General features: G+C 52.9%; 14 protein-coding genes and 7 tRNA genes. 20 read left to right on the forward strand and 1 reads right to left on the reverse strand.

Features of this window, described 5'->3' with window-relative positions; all coding sequences use genetic code 11:
• The first annotated feature begins 8 nt into the window (after positions 1 to 8).
• The 11 genes from nagA to E2L00_RS07530 all read left to right on the forward strand — a co-directional run bounded on the left by nagA (position 9) and on the right by E2L00_RS07530 (position 6,224).
• Complete coding sequence (gene nagA / locus E2L00_RS07480) at positions 9 to 1,157, forward strand: N-acetylglucosamine-6-phosphate deacetylase (protein WP_167609165.1); 1,149 nt, start codon at positions 9 to 11, stop codon at positions 1,155 to 1,157.
• A gap of 7 nt (positions 1,158 to 1,164) precedes the next feature.
• The gene (nagC, locus tag E2L00_RS07485; RefSeq protein WP_167609168.1) at positions 1,165 to 2,385 is read left to right on the forward strand and encodes a DNA-binding transcriptional regulator NagC; all 1,221 of its coding nucleotides are present in this window, start codon (positions 1,165 to 1,167) and stop codon (positions 2,383 to 2,385) included.
• Positions 2,386 to 2,570: 185 nt separating this feature from the next.
• Positions 2,571 to 3,323, forward strand: coding sequence for an HAD-IIA family hydrolase (locus E2L00_RS07490; RefSeq protein ID WP_167609171.1), 753 nt, complete (start codon positions 2,571 to 2,573; stop codon positions 3,321 to 3,323).
• Positions 3,324 to 3,650: 327 nt separating this feature from the next.
• Entirely contained in the window at positions 3,651 to 5,315 is a 1,665-nt protein-coding gene (gene asnB, locus E2L00_RS07495; protein WP_167609174.1) for an asparagine synthase B, read from the forward strand.
• Positions 5,316 to 5,563: 248 nt separating this feature from the next.
• Positions 5,564 to 5,640, forward strand: a tRNA-Met gene (locus tag E2L00_RS07500).
• Positions 5,641 to 5,652: 12 nt separating this feature from the next.
• Positions 5,653 to 5,737, forward strand: a tRNA-Leu gene (locus E2L00_RS07505).
• A 19-nt stretch (positions 5,738 to 5,756) separates the two neighbouring features.
• Positions 5,757 to 5,831, forward strand: a tRNA-Gln gene (locus tag E2L00_RS07510).
• Positions 5,832 to 5,865: 34 nt separating this feature from the next.
• Positions 5,866 to 5,940 (forward strand) — tRNA-Gln (locus tag E2L00_RS07515).
• A gap of 16 nt (positions 5,941 to 5,956) precedes the next feature.
• Positions 5,957 to 6,033: transfer RNA gene (locus tag E2L00_RS07520), tRNA-Met, on the forward strand.
• Positions 6,034 to 6,039: 6 nt separating this feature from the next.
• Positions 6,040 to 6,114: transfer RNA gene (locus tag E2L00_RS07525), tRNA-Gln, on the forward strand.
• Between the two features lie 35 nt (positions 6,115 to 6,149).
• Positions 6,150 to 6,224 (forward strand) — tRNA-Gln (locus E2L00_RS07530).
• Positions 6,225 to 6,303: 79 nt separating this feature from the next.
• Here the strand turns inward: E2L00_RS07530 and ubiF are convergent.
• Entirely contained in the window at positions 6,304 to 7,479 is a 1,176-nt protein-coding gene (gene ubiF / locus E2L00_RS07535; RefSeq protein WP_167609177.1) for a 3-demethoxyubiquinol 3-hydroxylase, read from the reverse strand.
• Positions 7,480 to 7,614: 135 nt separating this feature from the next.
• Here ubiF and miaB point away from each other — a divergent pair, with 135 nt between their 5' ends.
• The 9 genes from miaB to E2L00_RS07580 all read left to right on the forward strand — a co-directional run bounded on the left by miaB (position 7,615) and on the right by E2L00_RS07580 (position 17,072).
• Positions 7,615 to 9,042, forward strand: a complete 1,428-nt coding sequence (miaB, locus tag E2L00_RS07540; protein WP_167609180.1) for a tRNA (N6-isopentenyl adenosine(37)-C2)-methylthiotransferase MiaB — start codon at positions 7,615 to 7,617, stop codon at positions 9,040 to 9,042.
• Positions 9,043 to 9,254: 212 nt separating this feature from the next.
• Entirely contained in the window at positions 9,255 to 10,316 is a 1,062-nt protein-coding gene (locus E2L00_RS07545) for a PhoH family protein (protein ID WP_167609183.1), read from the forward strand.
• Positions 10,313 to 10,780, forward strand: coding sequence for an rRNA maturation RNase YbeY (gene ybeY / locus E2L00_RS07550; protein WP_167609186.1), 468 nt, complete (start codon positions 10,313 to 10,315; stop codon positions 10,778 to 10,780). The genes E2L00_RS07545 and ybeY overlap by 4 nt, the downstream gene beginning before the upstream one ends.
• Positions 10,781 to 10,880: 100 nt before the next feature.
• Positions 10,881 to 11,759, forward strand: coding sequence for a CNNM family magnesium/cobalt transport protein CorC (gene corC / locus E2L00_RS07555; RefSeq protein ID WP_167609189.1), 879 nt, complete (start codon positions 10,881 to 10,883; stop codon positions 11,757 to 11,759).
• A 7-nt stretch (positions 11,760 to 11,766) separates the two neighbouring features.
• A complete protein-coding gene (gene lnt, locus E2L00_RS07560) occupies positions 11,767 to 13,308 on the forward strand; it encodes an apolipoprotein N-acyltransferase (protein ID WP_167609192.1) in 1,542 nt (513 codons plus the stop codon).
• A 355-nt stretch (positions 13,309 to 13,663) separates the two neighbouring features.
• A complete protein-coding gene (locus tag E2L00_RS07565) occupies positions 13,664 to 14,593 on the forward strand; it encodes an amino acid ABC transporter substrate-binding protein (RefSeq protein WP_167609194.1) in 930 nt (309 codons plus the stop codon).
• Positions 14,594 to 14,932: 339 nt separating this feature from the next.
• Positions 14,933 to 15,673 (forward strand): amino acid ABC transporter permease, encoded by a 741-nt coding sequence (locus E2L00_RS07570; RefSeq protein ID WP_167609196.1) that lies wholly within the window; start codon positions 14,933 to 14,935, stop codon positions 15,671 to 15,673.
• The gene (gene gltK, locus E2L00_RS07575; protein ID WP_167609199.1) at positions 15,673 to 16,347 is read left to right on the forward strand and encodes a glutamate/aspartate ABC transporter permease GltK; all 675 of its coding nucleotides are present in this window, start codon (positions 15,673 to 15,675) and stop codon (positions 16,345 to 16,347) included. Before E2L00_RS07570 ends, gltK begins: the two co-directional genes overlap by 1 nt.
• Positions 16,347 to 17,072, forward strand: coding sequence for an amino acid ABC transporter ATP-binding protein (locus tag E2L00_RS07580; protein WP_167609202.1), 726 nt, complete (start codon positions 16,347 to 16,349; stop codon positions 17,070 to 17,072). Before gltK ends, E2L00_RS07580 begins: the two co-directional genes overlap by 1 nt.
• Positions 17,073 to 17,108: the final 36 nt, after the last annotated feature.

Raw genomic sequence — 17,108 nt, forward strand, 5'->3', positions numbered from 1 at the left:
GGGTAATTATGTTTGCACTAACCCACGGTCGGATTTATACCGGCCATGATATTCTGGATGACCACGCGATCGTTATTGCTGATGGCCTGATTGAGCGCGTTTGTCCGCGTTCCGAACTCCCGGCAGGGATCGAAACCCGTGACATGGGCGGTGCAATCATTGCCCCCGGTTTTATTGATGTGCAGCTCAACGGCTGCGGCGGCGTGCAGTTCAACGACACCGTCGATGCCGTCACGGTTGAAACGCTGGAAATTATGCAGAAAGCCAACGAGCGTTCTGGCTGCACCAGCTATCTGCCAACGCTTATTACCGCCAGCGATGAGCTGATGAGGCAGGGCGTTAAAGTGATGCGCGAGTACCTGGCGAAATACAGCAATCAGGCGCTAGGTCTGCACCTTGAAGGCCCATGGCTGAACATGGTGAAAAAAGGCACGCATAACCCGAGCTTTGTACGTAAACCTGATGCCAAACTGGTCGATTTCCTCTGCGAGAACGCAGACGTCATCACAAAAGTCACGCTGGCGCCAGAAATGGTCGAGCCTGAAGTTATCAACAAACTGGTTGCGTCCGGGATTATCGTTTCCGCCGGTCACTCCAACGCGACAGCAAAAGAAGCCAAAGCCGGTTTCCGGGCGGGAATCACTTTTGCCACGCACCTTTTCAACGCCATGCCTTATATTACGGGCCGCGAACCGGGTCTGGCGGGCGCAATCTTTGATGAACCAGACGTTTACTGCGGTATCATTGCCGATGGCCTGCATGTGGACTATGTCAATATCCGCACCGCAAAACGCGTGAAAGGCGATAAGCTCTGCCTCGTCACGGACGCCACCGCGCCGGCAGGTGCCAATATTGAGCAGTTCATTTTTGCTGGTAAAACAATATACTACCGTAACGGTTTATGTGTAGATGAGCACGGTACGCTGAGCGGTTCTGCCCTGACGATGATCGAAGGGGTGCGTAATCTGGTCGAGCATGCCAACATCGCGCTGGACGAAGTCCTGCGGATGGCGACTCTCTACCCTGCCCGTGCGATGGGTGTGGAAAAGCAGTTGGGCACTATTGAGGCGGGTAAAGTCGCCAACCTGACCGCTTTTACCCGCGATTATAAAATCATCAAGACTCTCGTTAATGGTAATGAGGTCGTAACTGAGTAAATAAGGCATGACGACTGGCGGACAGGCTCAAATAGGTAATGTCGATCTGGTAAAACAGCTTAACGGCGCGGCGGTATACCGTCTGATTGACCAGCAGGGTCCAATCTCGCGTATACAGATTGCCGAACAGAGCCAGCTTGCCCCCGCCAGCGTCACCAAAATTACTCGCCAGCTTATTGAGCGCGGCCTGATTAAAGAAGTCGATCAGCAGGCCTCTACCGGAGGCCGCCGCGCTATCTCCATCATTACTGAAACTCGTAATTTCCACGCAATTGGCGTGCGCCTTGGCCGTCATGACGCCACTATTACGCTGTTCGATCTCAGCGCCAAGCCGTTGGCTGAAGAGCACTACCCTCTTCCGGAGCGCACCCAGGAAACGCTTGAGCACGCCCTGCTCCACGCCATCGCCCATTTTATCGAACAGATGCAGCGTAAAATTCGCGAGCTGATTGCCATCTCTGTGATCCTGCCAGGCCTGGTCGATCCGGACAGCGGCGTGATTCGCTATATGCCGCACATTCAGGTGAACAACTGGTCGCTGGTTGATAGCCTGGAAAAACGCTTCAAAATTACCTGCTTTGTCGGACACGACATCCGCAGCCTGGCGTTAGCTGAGCACTATTTTGGTGCCACTCACGACTGCGAAGACTCCATTCTGGTGCGTGTTCACCGCGGGACAGGGGCAGGTATTCTGTCAAACGGCAGGATTTTTATCGGCCGTAACGGCAACGTGGGCGAGATCGGTCATATCCAGGTCGACCCGCTGGGCGAGCGCTGCCATTGCGGCAACTTTGGCTGTCTGGAAACTATCGCTGCGAATGCCGCCATTGAAGGGCGAGTGCGTCATCTGCTTGAACAGGGCTATAACAGTCGCTTAACGCTTGATGACTGCAACATTGTGGCGATTTGCAAAGCGGCCAACAAAGGCGACGCGCTGGCCTGCGAAGTAATAGAGCACGTGGGCCGCCACCTTGGTAAAGCCATCTCTATTGCCATCAACCTGTTTAATCCGCAAAAGGTAGTGATTGCAGGCGAAATTATTGCAGCAGAAAAAGTCCTGCTCCCCGCCATTGAAGGCTGCATCAACACCCAGGTGTTAAAAGCGTTCCGCAAAAACCTGCCCGTCGTGCGTTCACGCCTTGACGACCGCTCCGCGATCGGCGCTTTTGCGCTGGTAAAACGCTCCATGCTGAATGGCATGCTGTTGCAGCGCCTGCTGGAAAGTTAACGCGGGCAAGCGCCGATTTGCGTTATAGTTAGAACCTTTAGATTTTGAGTTGCAGCCAGGCGACAGGGAGCCGATCCCAGGAGCTTACTTAGGTAAATGACCGGGATTAGTCAGTGCGGTCAACAGCGCTGCAGCTTGACAGATGAAGGTTATACGCCTTCTGTGAATATGAGCCGGATTAGCCAATGACCCTCCAGAATGTAATTTGTGATATTGACGGCGTGCTGATGCATGACAACGTCGCCGTACCGGGCGCCAATGAGTTTCTCGCCCGCATCCTTGAAAAAGGTTTACCGCTGGTTCTGCTGACCAACTACCCTTCGCAGACCGGACAGGACCTGGCAAACCGCTTTGCATCGGCGGGCATAGACGTGCCGGACAGCGTGTTCTATACCTCGGCTATGGCGACCGCAGATTTCCTGCGTCGACAGGAAGGCAAAAAAGCCTATGTTGTGGGTGAAGGCGCGTTAATCCATGAGCTGTATAAAGCGGGATTCACCATTACCGATATCAATCCAGATTTTGTCATCGTTGGCGAAACACGTTCCTATAACTGGGAAATGATGCACAAAGCCGCGTACTTCGTGGCAAACGGCGCGCGTTTCATCGCTACCAACCCGGATACTCATGGGCGCGGTTATTACCCGGCCTGTGGCGCGCTCTGCGCGGGCATCGAGAAAATCTCCGGCCGGAAGCCTTTTTATGTCGGCAAGCCCAGCCCCTGGATTATCCGTGCGGCGTTGAATACAATGCAGGCCCATTCCGAACATACGGTTATTGTGGGTGATAATTTACGCACCGACATTCTGGCGGGCTTCCAGGCCGGTCTGGAAACCATTCTGGTGCTCTCCGGGGTTTCGACGCTTAACGACATCGATGCGATGCCTTTCCGTCCTTCATTTATCTACCCGTCCGTGGCCGAAATCGACATCATCTGAATGCTGCCTTGCTGATGTAAAAGCGCCCGGCACCCGTCGGGCTTTTTTATGTTTCTTACTTTCCGCCCTTCTTTGGTTTACCCGCCATCAATAAAAACGCTTTAAAATTAAGAATTCGATAATTATTTAGCCTTTTTAGTCGTTAATTTTCACAAATCAGCAAACGCTATTGCGGTATTTAGTCGTGAAGCGGTAAATCACTTGCTTTCCCGCTAATGATTGCGCAAATTCGAATGCATGCAACGCAGCAACGCCGCTAAAAATAAATAAACGGCAATGCGACATCACGATTAAACAGCCTAAGCGCAGTGTTACGGAGAAAGCTCTATGTGTTCTATTTTTGGTGTGCTGGATATTAAAACCGACGCGGTTGAATTGCGTAAAAAAGCGCTGGAATTGTCGCGTCTGATGCGCCACCGCGGCCCGGACTGGTCAGGGGTTTACGCCAGCGATAGGGCGATTCTGGCCCACGAACGCCTCTCTATCGTTGACGTCAACGCCGGTGCCCAGCCGCTTTATAACAAACAACAAACCCACGCGCTGGCCGTAAACGGAGAAATCTACAACCATCAGGCGCTGCGTGCCGAATATGGCGATCGCTACGAATTCCAGACCGGTTCAGACTGCGAAGTTATCCTCGCGATGTATCAGGAAAAAGGCCCTGAATTTCTGGACGATCTACAGGGCATGTTCGCCTTCGTACTTTACGACAGCGAAAAAGACGCATACCTGATTGGTCGTGACCATATCGGCATTATCCCGCTGTATATGGGATACGACGAACACGGCAACATGTACGTTGCTTCTGAAATGAAAGCTCTGGTGCCGGTTTGCCGTACCATTAAAGAGTTCCCGGCTGGCAGCTATCTGTGGAGCCAGGACGGCGAGATCCGCAGCTATTACCAGCGCGACTGGTTCGATTACGAGGCGGTAAAAGACAACGTTACCGATAAAAACGAACTGCGCCAGGCGCTGGAAGACGCCGTCAAAAGCCATCTGATGTCCGACGTGCCATACGGCGTGCTGCTTTCCGGTGGTCTGGACTCTTCCGTTATCTCCGCCATCACTAAAAAGTTTGCCGCTCGTCGTGTAGAAGATGAAGAGCGCAGCGAGGCATGGTGGCCGCAGCTTCACTCCTTCGCGGTCGGCCTGGTAGGTTCACCGGATCTTAAGGCTGCGCAGGAAGTGGCAAACCATCTGGGCACCGTTCACCACGAAATCCATTTCACCGTGCAGGAAGGCCTGGATGCGATCCGTGACGTTATCTATCACATCGAAACCTACGATGTGACGACGATCCGTGCGTCTACACCGATGTACCTTATGTCCCGTAAAATCAAAGCGATGGGCATTAAAATGGTGCTTTCCGGTGAAGGTTCCGATGAAGTGTTTGGCGGCTACCTCTACTTCCACAAGGCGCCAAACGATAAAGAACTGCATGAGGAAACCGTGCGTAAGCTGCAGGCGCTGCACATGTTTGACTGCGCGCGTGCCAACAAAGCGATGTCTGCCTGGGGCGTTGAAGCCCGCGTTCCCTTCCTGGACAAAAAGTTCCTCGACGTGGCGATGCGCATCAACCCGAAAGACAAGATGTGCGGCAACGGCAAGATGGAAAAACATATCCTGCGTGAATGCTTCGAGTCCTATTTGCCGGCAAGCGTGGCATGGCGTCAGAAAGAGCAGTTCTCAGACGGCGTGGGTTATAGCTGGATCGACACGCTAAAAGAAGTTGCCGCAGCTCAGATAACAGATCGGCAGCTGGAAACCGCGAGCTTCCGTTTCCCTTACAACACGCCGGGTTCGAAAGAAGCTTATCTCTATCGTGAGATCTTCGAAGAATTATTCCCGCTGCCAAGCGCTGCAGAATGCGTTCCGGGCGGCCCATCCGTTGCCTGTTCTTCTGCTAAAGCGATTGAATGGGATGAAGCGTTCAAAAGCATGAACGATCCGTCGGGCCGTGCGGTGGGCGTCCATCAGTCTGCCTATAAATAAGCGCTCCATATTAAGCAACGGGCCTGCGGGCCCGTTGTTATTTCTGCATCAAACTCGCCGTTTCCCGGCCGATTTTTCGCTTAGAAATGCCCGAAATAACCGATTGTTGCCGATATTTCCACCAAGCTGTTCGCAAGCTGGTCAAACAGACCATTTCAGCCCCTTTTCGGGAAAAAATTTGTTGACGCTGTTCGGTCAACTACGCATAATGCGCCCCGCAACGCCGATAAGGTAGCGCAAAAAAAGAAGGCTACTTAGCTCAGCTGGTTAGAGCACATCACTCATAATGATGGGGTCACAGGTTCAAATCCCGTAGTAGCCACCATCTTTTTAAGCCGCGGGAGTGGCGAAATTGGTAGACGCACCAGATTTAGGTTCTGGCGCCGCAAGGTGTGCGAGTTCAAGTCTCGCCTCCCGCACCATTTTATAGCGTTGCATGGATGGGGTATCGCCAAGCGGTAAGGCACCGGTTTTTGATACCGGCATTCCCTGGTTCGAATCCAGGTACCCCAGCCAATTTTTTCGATATATGCGCGCTGCGCACGGGTTTTGGGGTATCGCCAAGCGGTAAGGCACCGGTTTTTGATACCGGCATTCCCTGGTTCGAATCCAGGTACCCCAGCCATCGAAAAGGTTGTATCGGCTACGTAGCTCAGCTGGTTAGAGCACATCACTCATAATGATGGGGTCACAGGTTCGAATCCCGTCGTAGCCACCATATTATTGGGGTATCGCCAAGCGGTAAGGCTCTGGTTTCTGATACCAGCATTCCGAGGTTCGAATCCTCGTACCCCAGCCATAAAAAAGACGTTTGCATTTGTGAACGCACCCCGTTGGGGTATCGCCAAGCGGTAAGGCTCTGGTTTCTGATACCAGCATTCCGAGGTTCGAATCCTCGTACCCCAGCCACTATAAAAAAAGCTCGCGCTCGCGAGCTTTTTGCTTTTCTGCGTTCAGCTAGCTTAAAAGGCGGTTTCCCGCCTGCTAATCATAAGCCGAGCGCATACTTAAGCGCCTGACGTTTCAACACGCCACCGCGTTCGGCAGCCATCAGACCCAGATTACGCACCACGCGTAATGGCGTAAGGTTGTTGCTAAAGCCTGCATAAAACAGATCCATGCCGCTTTGCATAATAAAGTTATCCATCTGGCGGCGGGTCTGATAGCGTTTCAAAATATGGGCATCAGCCCAGTTTTCACCGAAGCTTCGCGCGTTAATCATCACCTCAAGCAAGGCATCTACGTCGCGATAGCCCAGGTTTACGCCCTGCCCCGCCAGCGGATGAATGGTATGCGCTGCATCACCAATCAGCGCCAGACCCTGTTGCGTATACCGCAGCGCATGTCGACGAGTCAGCGGAAATGCCCCACAGGCAACCGGCGTCACCTTACCCAACCTTTGTGGGAACGTTGCGGCAATAGCTTTCTGGAGCTGTGGCATCGTCATCGATTTTAACTGGCGGATACGCGCCGGGGTGTCATACCACACCAGCGAAGCCCAGTTATCAAATAGCGGTAAGAAGGCGTGCGGCCCTGTCGGCGTAAAGTGCTGCCAGGTACTGTCGCCGGGCGCATCTTCGCACTGAACGGCGATCAGCATACAGGACTGACGGTAATCCCAGGCGTGAATGCCAATCCCGGCCCACTGACGGACTTTTGAATTCGCGCCGTCTGCGCCAATCACCATCGGCACGGTTAACGTTTCACCCTGCGCAAAGCTCAGCGTCCAGCGCCCTTCTTTACTTTGCATATGCGTTAACTGCGCCGGGCACATCAACGTGATATTTGGGTGAGCTGCCAGCGCTTTCCACAGTGCAACCTGTAAAACATGGTTTTCCACCATGTAGCCCAGCTCAGGCAGACCAAGATCCGCGGCAGTAAAAGAAACGTGCGCGCTTTCCCACTCCCAGGTTTCCAGTTGGCGATAAGCATGGCTGCGCATAGAGCGAATCGCGTCCCATACGCCCAACGATTTAAGCAAAGCCACCGAAGCGCTGCTGATTGCAGAGATACGCACGTCAGGTTGGCTGTTACTCTCAAATGCTGTCGGCGCCTGGCGTTCGATAACTGCTATCCGAAAGCCATTTTGTGCAAGCCCGAGCGCTGCCGCCGCACCGACCATTCCCCCGCCGACAACCGCGACGTCGATTGGTTGATTTGCCATGGTTATCCCGTCCTTATTTTGTCTACGCTAATTCTACCGGATTTTTAAGCGAGTTACGCAGGCTGGTCACATCTCCCGCAAAGCATTACAATACGCGCCCAAGATTTCGGGCTTAACTGAGCAATGGCAAAGTCGATGACAAAAAAACTCCATATTAAAACCTGGGGCTGTCAGATGAACGAATACGATTCATCGAAGATGGCCGATTTGCTGAACAGCACCCATGGCTATGTCCTTACGGATGAGCCAAAAGAAGCGGACGTATTGCTGCTAAACACCTGTTCTATTCGTGAAAAAGCCCAGGAAAAAGTATTCCACCTGTTAGGCCGCTGGAAACTCTTAAAGCGAAAAAATCCTGACCTTATTATCGGCGTCGGCGGCTGCGTTGCCTCCCAGGAAGGCAAGCTTATTCGCCAACGCGCTAATTATGTCGATATCGTTTTCGGGCCGCAGACGCTGCATCGCCTGCCTGAGATGATCAACAAAGTGCGCGGCACCCGTAGCCCGATCGTTGACGTCAGCTTCCCGGAAATCGAAAAATTTGACCGCCTTCCGGAACCGCGCGCGGATGGCCCGACGGCCTACGTTTCTATTATGGAAGGCTGTAACAAATACTGCACTTACTGCGTGGTGCCTTATACCCGTGGTGAAGAAGTCAGCCGCCCATGCGATGACATCCTGTTCGAAGTCGCACAGCTCGCGGCACAGGGCGTGCGCGAAATTCACCTGCTGGGCCAGAACGTCAACGCCTGGCGCGGCGCGGCTTATGATGGCGGCATCTGCTCCTTTGCTGAGCTTCTGCGTCTGGTCGCGGCGATTGACGGCGTTGACCGCATTCGCTTCACCACCAGCCACCCGATTGAGTTTACGGACGATATCATCGACGTTTATCGCGATACGCCGGAGCTGGTGAGCTTCCTGCACCTGCCGATTCAAAGCGGTGCGGATCGGGTGCTAAACCTGATGGGCCGCACCCACACGGCGCTGGAATATAAAGCTATTATTCGCAAGCTGCGCGCGGCGCGTCCGGACATTCAAATTAGCTCTGACTTTATTGTAGGCTTCCCTGGCGAAACGCAGCAGGACTTCGAGCAAACCATGAAGGTCATTGCGGATGTGAATTTTGACGTCAGCTACAGCTTTATCTTCTCTGCCCGTCCGGGTACGCCTGCGGCAGATATGGTCGATGACGTGTCGGAAGAAGAGAAAAAGCAGCGCCTGTATATTCTGCAGGATCGCATTAACCAGCAGGCAATGGAGTGGAGCCGTAAGATGGTCGGCACCACTCAGCGCATCCTGGTGGAAGGCACGTCTCGCAGAAGCATTATGGAGCTGACCGGACGCTCCGAAAACAATCGCGGGGTAAACTTTGAAGGTACTCCGGATATGATCGGTAAATTTGTTGATGTAGAGATTACTGAAGTCGCTACCAACAACTCCCTGCGCGGCAAGGTGGTACGCATCGAGGAAGAGATGGGCCTGCGCATGACAGAAACACCAGAATCAGTCATTGCACGTACCCGCAAAGAGAACGACATCGGCGTAGGCCTCTATCAGCCGTAATTCCGCCCTGCTCTGCCCATCGGATCGCTAACACGGTGAACCGATGGGCGTTTTCATTGTTTGCACTTGCATTCTGAATCCGCCACCCAAATATCAAAACCGAGGCTTGCGCCATTAACACTCGCCGTAAATAATCTCTTTATGGCCTGATGAGAGCAGGCAAGGCATGACAATGACTACTGAACCGGCCCTGAGTGACCCAGAGGATAAGTTTGAATATCGAAACACGTGAAATTACGCTGGAACCCGCAGATAATGCTCGTTTACTAAGCCTGTGCGGTCCGTTTGATGACAACATTAAACAGCTCGAACGCCGGCTGGGTATCGAAATCAACCGTCGTGAAAACCACTTCAAGCTCACCGGTCGTGCGTTACTGGTGAATGCCGCCGCTGATATCCTGCGCAATCTTTATGTTGATACGGCGCCAATGCGTGGCGAAACCCAGGACATTGACCCGGAACAAATTCACCTGGCGATTAAAGAAATTCGCGTGCTGGAACAATCGGCGGAACACGTTCCGGATTACGGCAAAGCGGTCAACATCAAGACCAAGCGTGGCGTGATTAAACCCCGCACGCCGAACCAGGCGCAGTATATCGCCAACGTGCTTGACCATGATATCACCTTTGGTATCGGCCCTGCCGGCACCGGTAAAACCTACCTTGCGGTAGCGGCCGCCGTTGACGCGCTGGAGCGCCAGGACATCAGACGTATTCTGTTGACCCGTCCGGCCGTTGAGGCAGGTGAAAAACTCGGCTTCCTGCCAGGCGATCTGAGTCAGAAAGTGGATCCCTATCTGCGCCCGCTTTACGACGCCCTGTTCGAAATGCTCGGCTTTGAACGCGTTGAAAAACTAATGGAACGCAACGTTATCGAAGTGGCACCGCTGGCCTACATGCGCGGCCGTACCCTGAACGATGCCTTTATCATTCTTGATGAAAGCCAGAACACCACCATCGAACAGATGAAAATGTTCCTGACGCGTATCGGCTTTAACTCCAAAGCGGTGATCACCGGCGACGTTACGCAGATTGATCTGCCACGCAATATGAAGTCGGGTCTGCGCCATGCCATCGACGTGCTGGCGGAAGTCGATGAAATCAGCTTTAACTTTCTGAATAGCGAAGACGTCGTACGTCATCCTGTGGTCGCCCGCATCGTCAATGCTTATGAAGCATGGGAAAACGCCGAGCAAATCCGTAAAGATGAGCTGGCCGCTGAGCGTAAGCGTGAAGCGATGGCGATTAATTCCGCCGCGCAGGAGAGCAAATGAGTCAGGTTATTCTGGACTTACAGGTTGCCTGTGAAGAAGCCGCGGGCCTGCCCGCCCAGGCGCAGTTTCAGGCATGGCTTGATGCAGTCATACCGCAGTTCCAGGAAGAATCAGAAGTGACGATTCGTCTGGTAGATGACGCGGAAAGCCACGAGTTGAATCTCACTTACCGGGGCAAAGACAAATCCACCAACGTTTTATCCTTCCCCTTTGAAGCGCCTCCGGGCATTGAACTGCCGCTGCTTGGCGATCTCATTATCTGCCGTCAGGTAGTAGAAAAAGAAGCGCAGGAGCAGGACAAGCCGCTGGATGCGCACTGGGCGCATATGGTTATCCACGGTAGTTTACACCTGCTGGGCTATGACCATATTAAGGACGAAGAAGCCGAAGAGATGGAATCCCTGGAAACAGAGATAATGCTTGCTCTTGGGTATGCCGATCCGTACATTGCCGAGAAAGAATAGTCGCCGCCGTCAACCATGACTGCGGCGCAACAGGTGCAGGTAGCGACCCATCCAACTGCCTGCTATCTATCCATAATCGAGGGGCCAAAAACCTAACGCCATGAGCGACGACAATTCACAAAACAGCGACACGCCTGCCAGTAAAAAGGGATTCTTTTCCCTGCTTCTCAACCAGCTATTTCACGGTGAGCCAAAAAACCGTGACGATCTGCTAGAGCTCATCCGTGATTCTGAGCAAAACGATCTTATCGATCAGGACACCCGCGACATGCTCGAAGGCGTCATGGATATTGCCGACCAACGCGTCCGCGACATCATGATCCCGCGCTCGCAAATGGTGACGCTCAAACACAACCAGACGCTGGACGAATGCCTCGATGTCATCATCGAATCGGCACACTCCCGCTTCCCGGTGATAAGCGAAGACAAAGATCATATCGAAGGGATTTTGATGGCAAAGGATCTGCTGCCGTTTATGCGCAGCGATACCGAGCCGTTTAGCATGGAAAAAGTGTTGCGTCAGTGCGTAGTTGTGCCTGAGAGCAAGCGTGTAGACCGCATGCTGAAAGAATTTCGTCAGCAACGCTACCACATGGCGATTGTGATTGATGAGTTTGGCGGCGTCGCAGGCCTCGTCACTATTGAAGATATTCTCGAACTGATCGTCGGTGAAATCGAAGATGAGTACGACGATGAAGAAGACAGCGATTTCCGCCAGCTAAGCCGCCACACCTGGACGGCGCGGGCCCTGGCCTCTATCGAAGATTTTAACGACACCTTTGACACCCATTTTAATGACGACGAAGTAGATACGATTGGCGGTCTGGTTATGCAGGCGTTTGGGCATCTGCCCGCGCGCGGCGAAACCATTGAAATAGATGGTTACCAGTTCAAGGTCGCCATGGCCGATAGCCGCCGTATCATTCAGGTTCACGTCAGAATTCCGGACGATTCGCCGCAACCGAAACTGGAAGATTAATTTAAAAATGGCAATTGCCTTACTACTACAGCGCCAGCGCGTGCGTCTGCTGCTGGCGCTGCTTTTTGGCGCCTGCGGGACGCTGGCCTTTTCCCCGTATGATTTCTGGCCTGCCGCCATTGTCTCTCTGGCAGGTCTTCAGGGTCTGACCCTCAACCGTCGTGCTATTCAAAGCGCCTGGATAGGCTTCTTTTGGGGGCTTGGCCTGTTTGGCAGCGGCATTAACTGGGTTTATGTCAGCATCGCGCAGTTTGGCGGTATGCCGGGGCCGGTCAACGTCTTCCTTGTGGTACTGCTCGCCGCTTACCTGTCGCTTTATACCGGTCTGTTCGCGGGTTTACTGAATAAGCTGTGGCCAAAGACAAGCTGGTGGCGTGTGGCGATTGCTGCCCCGATGCTGTGGCAGTGCACCGAGTTCCTGCGAGGCTGGGTGCTGACGGGCTTCCCGTGGTTGCAGTTCGGCTACAGCCAGATTGACGGCCCGCTCAAAGGCATAGCGCCGATTTTGGGGGTGGAAGCCGTCACCTTCCTGCTGATGATCATAAGCGGCCTGCTTGCCTTTGCCCTGCAGCAACGCAGCTGGCGTCCGGCGGTTATTGCTGCCGCCCTGCTGCTGCTGTCGTGGCCGCTGCGTTCTGTGCAATGGTTTCAGCCAGAAGAAGCGCGCGCCGTTGATATTGCTATGGTACAAGGAAATATTCCGCAGTCCCTGAAGTGGGATGAGGATCAGCTCGTTAACACGCTGAAAATCTATCTTGATAAAACCCAGCCGCAAATGGGCAAAGCCCGGCTGATTATCTGGCCTGAGTCAGCGATTCCCGACCTTGAAATCAACCAGCAGCAGTTCCTGACCATGATGGACGATCTGCTGCGCGCTAAGCACAGCGCGATGATCGCCGGTATCGTGGACGCCCGGCTCAATAAGCAAAACCGTTATGACACCTACAACACCATCATCACGCTGGGTGAAGGTAACCCGTACGGTTACAACAGCGCGGATCGTTACAATAAGAACCATCTCGTTCCCTTTGGCGAGTTTGTTCCGCTGGAATCCATCCTGCGCCCGCTTGCGCCATTCTTTGACCTGCCGATGTCCTCCTTTAGCCGGGGGCCGTATTTGCAGCCCCAGCTGCACGCCAACGGTATTAAACTGACGGCGGCCATCTGCTATGAAATTATTCTTGGCGAACAGGTGCGGGACAATTTCCGCCCGGACACCGATTTTCTGCTTACCATCTCCAACGATGCGTGGTTCGGCAAATCGATTGGCCCATGGCAGCACTTCCAGATGGCCCGCATGCGTTCGCTGGAACTCGGCCGCCCGCTGCTGCGCAGCACTAATAACGGCGTAACGGCCGTTATTAACGCCAGCGGCGACGTTGAAGCGATAATTCCTCAGTTCACCCGTGAAGTGCTCGAAGCAAAGGTCACGCCTACGACGGGTCTTACGCCTTACGCCCGCTTCGGAAACTGGCCGCTGTGGATTATCACGCTGGTCTTCGGGTTCAGCGCCGTTCTGATGAGCTTACGTAGCCGCAAGAAATCGTAATTTCCCCGTGCAAAGGCCAGCTAATCTGCTGGCCTTTTTTATTTCTGGCACATCAATTGCTTTGTAATAACTGACAAAACGTCAAATGGCGAAGTAATAACAAAGCTTCAATTACCGCTGCACCACTTTAAACCGCCGCAAGCACCATTCTGGTGCAACGGCAGATATTTGCCTTTAAACGGTGCGGCGCACTTCGCAAAAATAAACATCTGCATAGCAATAACTTTACATTCAGCTACGTTAAATGTTAACAAAAGGCGAAGATTCGCCCGTTTTTATCGCCACACAACAACAAAACACAACGCTCACATCGGGTATCAGTGCCGTCCATGGCACGAAGATTAAGGAGTTGGAAATGCAATTGAGAAAATTTGCCGCAGCAATGTTAGTTATGGGAATGAGCGTCGGGATTGCGCATGCAGAAGATGCTAAGCCTGCCGCAGCGCCAGCGGGTGACGCACAGCAAAGCACGCTGGATAAAATCAAAGCTAACGGCGTGATCGTCGTCGGCCACCGTGAATCTTCCGTCCCGTTCTCTTACTACGATAACCAGCAAAAAGTCGTCGGTTACTCTCAGGACTACTCCAACGCCATCGTTGAAGCCGTCAAAAAACAGCTTAATAAACCGGATCTGCAGGTTAAGCTGATTCCAATCACCTCGCAAAACCGTATTCCATTGCTACAAAACGGCACCTTCGACTTTGAGTGCGGTTCCACGACCAATAACCTGGAACGCCAGAAACAAGCCGCGTTCTCAGACACCATTTTCGTTGTCGGTACTCGCCTGCTGGTGAAAAAAGGCGGCCCGATTAAAGACTTCGCTGACCTGAAAGGCAAAGCGGTTGTCGTCACGTCCGGGACAACATCCGAAGTTCTGCTGCATAAGCTGAACGAAGAGAAGAAAATGGATATGCGTATTATCAGCGCCAAAGATCACGGCGACTCCTTCCGTACGCTGGAAAGCGGCCGTGCGGTTGCCTTTATGATGGATGACGCCCTGCTCGCCGGCGAACGTGCTAAAGCGAAAAAACAGGATAACTGGGAAATCGTTGGCACGCCTCAGTCCCGTGAAGCCTACGGCTGTATGCTGCGTAAAAACGATCCGGAATTCAAAAAGCTGATGGATGACACCATTGCGAAAGTGCAAACCTCCGGCGAAGCAGCCAAATGGTTTGATAAATGGTTTATGAACCCAATCCCGCCGAAAAATATCAATATGAATTTTGCCCTGTCTGACGATATGAAAGCGCTGTTCAAAGAACCAAACGATAAAGCTCTTAACTAATTAGAACCACAGGGACGGGATGAACCGTCCTCCCGATTGACGAACTGAAGCTCGGACAGACTATGCGTTGGGTGGTCGTTCCCTACCCAACGTGAAAGTACCTGATAAACCCAGGCAAAGACCTGAATAGGTACAAGCTTCTCATCAATCTTCGAGGCTAGCGCTGCTACCCTCACTTGCTGACGAACGGCCAGAAACGGAGTTTTTGGCCGTTCGGGGTAAACCAGATGACAGCATGCTTAGTTTTTAATCGTTCTGCTTTCAGCGGCCTTTAATCACGAAGTTCTTTGTCAATGGTCTTAGGGTAGCGCTGCTACCCTCATTTTTTCGGAGTCGTTTATGTCTATAGACTGGAACTGGGGAATCTTTTTACAGCCCGCCCCGTTCGGCAACACCACCTATCTGGGCTGGATCTGGAACGGCTTCCAGGTCACCGTCGCCCTTTCCATCACCGCATGGATCATTGCCTTTTTCGTCGGTTCTCTTTTTGGCATTCTCCGTACCGTTCCTAATCGCTGGCTTTCAGGCCTGGGCACGCTTTACGTTGAATTATTCCGTAATGTGCCTTTGATTGTTCAGTTCTTTACCTGGTACTTAGTGGTGCCGGAATTGCTGCCGGAAAATCTCGGCATGTGGTTTAAAGCTGAGCTGGATCCGAACGTACAGTTCTTCCTGTCGTCGATGATTTGTCTGGGCTTGTTCACCGCCGCTCGCGTCTGTGAACAGGTTCGTGCTGCCATCCAGTCGTTGCCTCGCGGGCAGAAAAACGCGGCGCTGGCAATGGGCCTGACGCTGTCGCAGGCGTATCGCTATGTCCTGCTGCCGAATGCGTATCGCGTGATCGTCCCGCCAATGACCTCTGAAATGATGAACCTGGTGAAAAACTCGGCCATCGCTTCCACCATCGGTCTGGTCGATATGGCAGCCCAGGCCGGGAAACTGCTGGATTATTCAGCCCATGCTTATGAATCTTTTACGGCAATCACGCTCGCCTACGTGCTGATTAACGCCGTTATTATGCTGGTGATGTACGTGGTGGAACGCAAAGTTCGCCTGCCTGGCAATATGGGAGGCAAATAATGTACGAGTTTGACTGGAGTTCAATTCTTCCGGCCATGCCTTACCTGATTCAGGGGCTGATTATTACCCTGAAAATCACCGTAACCGCCGTGGTTGTTGGTATCGTGTGGGGCACGCTGCTTGCCGTCATGCGTCTTTCAAGCTTTAAACCCGTCGCCTGGTTTGCCAGCGCTTACGTTAACGTTTTCCGCTCCGTGCCGCTGGTGATGGTGCTGCTGTGGTTCTATCTGGTGGTGCCAGGCTTTCTGCAAAAAGTGCTGGGCCTGTCGCCACAGACCGACATCCGCTTAATCTCCGCTATGGTTGCTTTTTCGATGTTCGAAGCCGCCTATTATTCTGAGATTATCCGGGCCGGTATCCAGAGCGTTTCTCGCGGACAGTCTAACGCTGCGCTGGCGTTAGGCATGACGCACTGGCAGTCGATGAAATTAATTATTCTGCCGCAGGCGTTCCGCGCCATGGTGCCGTTGCTGTTAACTCAGGGCATCGTGCTGTTCCAGGATACCTCGCTGGTGTATGTTTTAAGCCTCGCCGACTTCTTCCGCACCGCCTCCACCATTGGTGAACGTGACGGAACCCAGGTAGAAATGATCCTGTTTGCCGGCCTGGTCTATTTTGTTATCAGTCTTAGTGCCTCGCTGTTGGTCAGCTATTTGAAGAAAAGGACAGTGTAATGATTTCCCTGAAAAATGTTTCTAAATGGTATGGCCACTTTCAGGTGCTAACCGACTGCTCAACCGAGGTAAAAAAAGGCGAAGTGGTGGTGGTTTGCGGACCTTCTGGCTCAGGTAAGTCGACGTTAATTAAGACCGTTAACGGCCTGGAGCCGGTGCAACAAGGCGAAATTGTCGTTAACGGCACGCAGGTAAACAGTAAAAAAACGAACCTTGCCGAGCTGCGTTCCCACGTCGGCATGGTGTTCCAGCATTTTGAGCTGTTTCCTCACCTGTCGATTATTGAGAATCTGACGCTGGCGCAGGTCAAGGTGCTTAAGCGCAATAAAGCAGAGTCGCGTACAAAAGGCCTTAAGCTGCTTGAGCGTGTCGGCCTGACGGCCCATGCCGATAAATACCCGGCTCAGCTCTCTGGCGGTCAACAGCAGCGTGTGGCTATCGCGCGTGCGCTGTGCATGGACCCTGTAGCTATGCTTTTTGACGAACCGACATCGGCGCTAGATCCGGAAATGATCAACGAAGTGCTGGACGTTATGGTCGAACTGGCGCAGGAAGGAATGACGATGATGGTGGTGACCCACGAAATGGGCTTTGCCCGCAAGGTGGCAAACCGCGTAATCTTTATGGACGAAGGCAAAATCGTCGAGGATTCGAATAAAGAAGACTTCTTTAACAATCCGCGGTCCGAGCGCGCGAAAGACTTCCTGGCGAAGATCCTGCACTAAACAGAAAGCGCCTTCTGCAAAGAAGGCGCTTTTACC

The organism is Cedecea colo (genome assembly GCF_011808225.1).
GTDB classification, from domain to species: Bacteria; Pseudomonadota; Gammaproteobacteria; order Enterobacterales; family Enterobacteriaceae; genus Dryocola; species Dryocola colo.

What these genes read in the sequence shown, in the direction of transcription:
- lnt (WP_167609192.1), top strand. Translation starts at nt 11,767, where the DNA reads ATGGCAATTGCCTTACTACTACAGCGCCAGCGCGTGCGTCTGCTGCTG.
- asnB (WP_167609174.1), top strand. Translation starts at nt 3,651, where the DNA reads ATGTGTTCTATTTTTGGTGTGCTGGATATTAAAACCGACGCGGTTGAA.
- E2L00_RS07570 (WP_167609196.1), top strand. Translation starts at nt 14,933, where the DNA reads ATGTCTATAGACTGGAACTGGGGAATCTTTTTACAGCCCGCCCCGTTC.
- E2L00_RS07490 (WP_167609171.1), top strand. Translation starts at nt 2,571, where the DNA reads ATGACCCTCCAGAATGTAATTTGTGATATTGACGGCGTGCTGATGCAT.
- nagC (WP_167609168.1), top strand. Translation starts at nt 1,165, where the DNA reads ATGACGACTGGCGGACAGGCTCAAATAGGTAATGTCGATCTGGTAAAA.
- gltK (WP_167609199.1), top strand. Translation starts at nt 15,673, where the DNA reads ATGTACGAGTTTGACTGGAGTTCAATTCTTCCGGCCATGCCTTACCTG.
- E2L00_RS07565 (WP_167609194.1), top strand. Translation starts at nt 13,664, where the DNA reads ATGCAATTGAGAAAATTTGCCGCAGCAATGTTAGTTATGGGAATGAGC.
- nagA (WP_167609165.1), top strand. Translation starts at nt 9, where the DNA reads ATGTTTGCACTAACCCACGGTCGGATTTATACCGGCCATGATATTCTG.
- ubiF (WP_167609177.1), bottom strand. Translation starts at nt 7,479, where the DNA reads ATGGCAAATCAACCAATCGACGTCGCGGTTGTCGGCGGGGGAATGGTC.
- ybeY (WP_167609186.1), top strand. Translation starts at nt 10,313, where the DNA reads ATGAGTCAGGTTATTCTGGACTTACAGGTTGCCTGTGAAGAAGCCGCG.
- miaB (WP_167609180.1), top strand. Translation starts at nt 7,615, where the DNA reads ATGACAAAAAAACTCCATATTAAAACCTGGGGCTGTCAGATGAACGAA.
- corC (WP_167609189.1), top strand. Translation starts at nt 10,881, where the DNA reads ATGAGCGACGACAATTCACAAAACAGCGACACGCCTGCCAGTAAAAAG.
- E2L00_RS07580 (WP_167609202.1), top strand. Translation starts at nt 16,347, where the DNA reads ATGATTTCCCTGAAAAATGTTTCTAAATGGTATGGCCACTTTCAGGTG.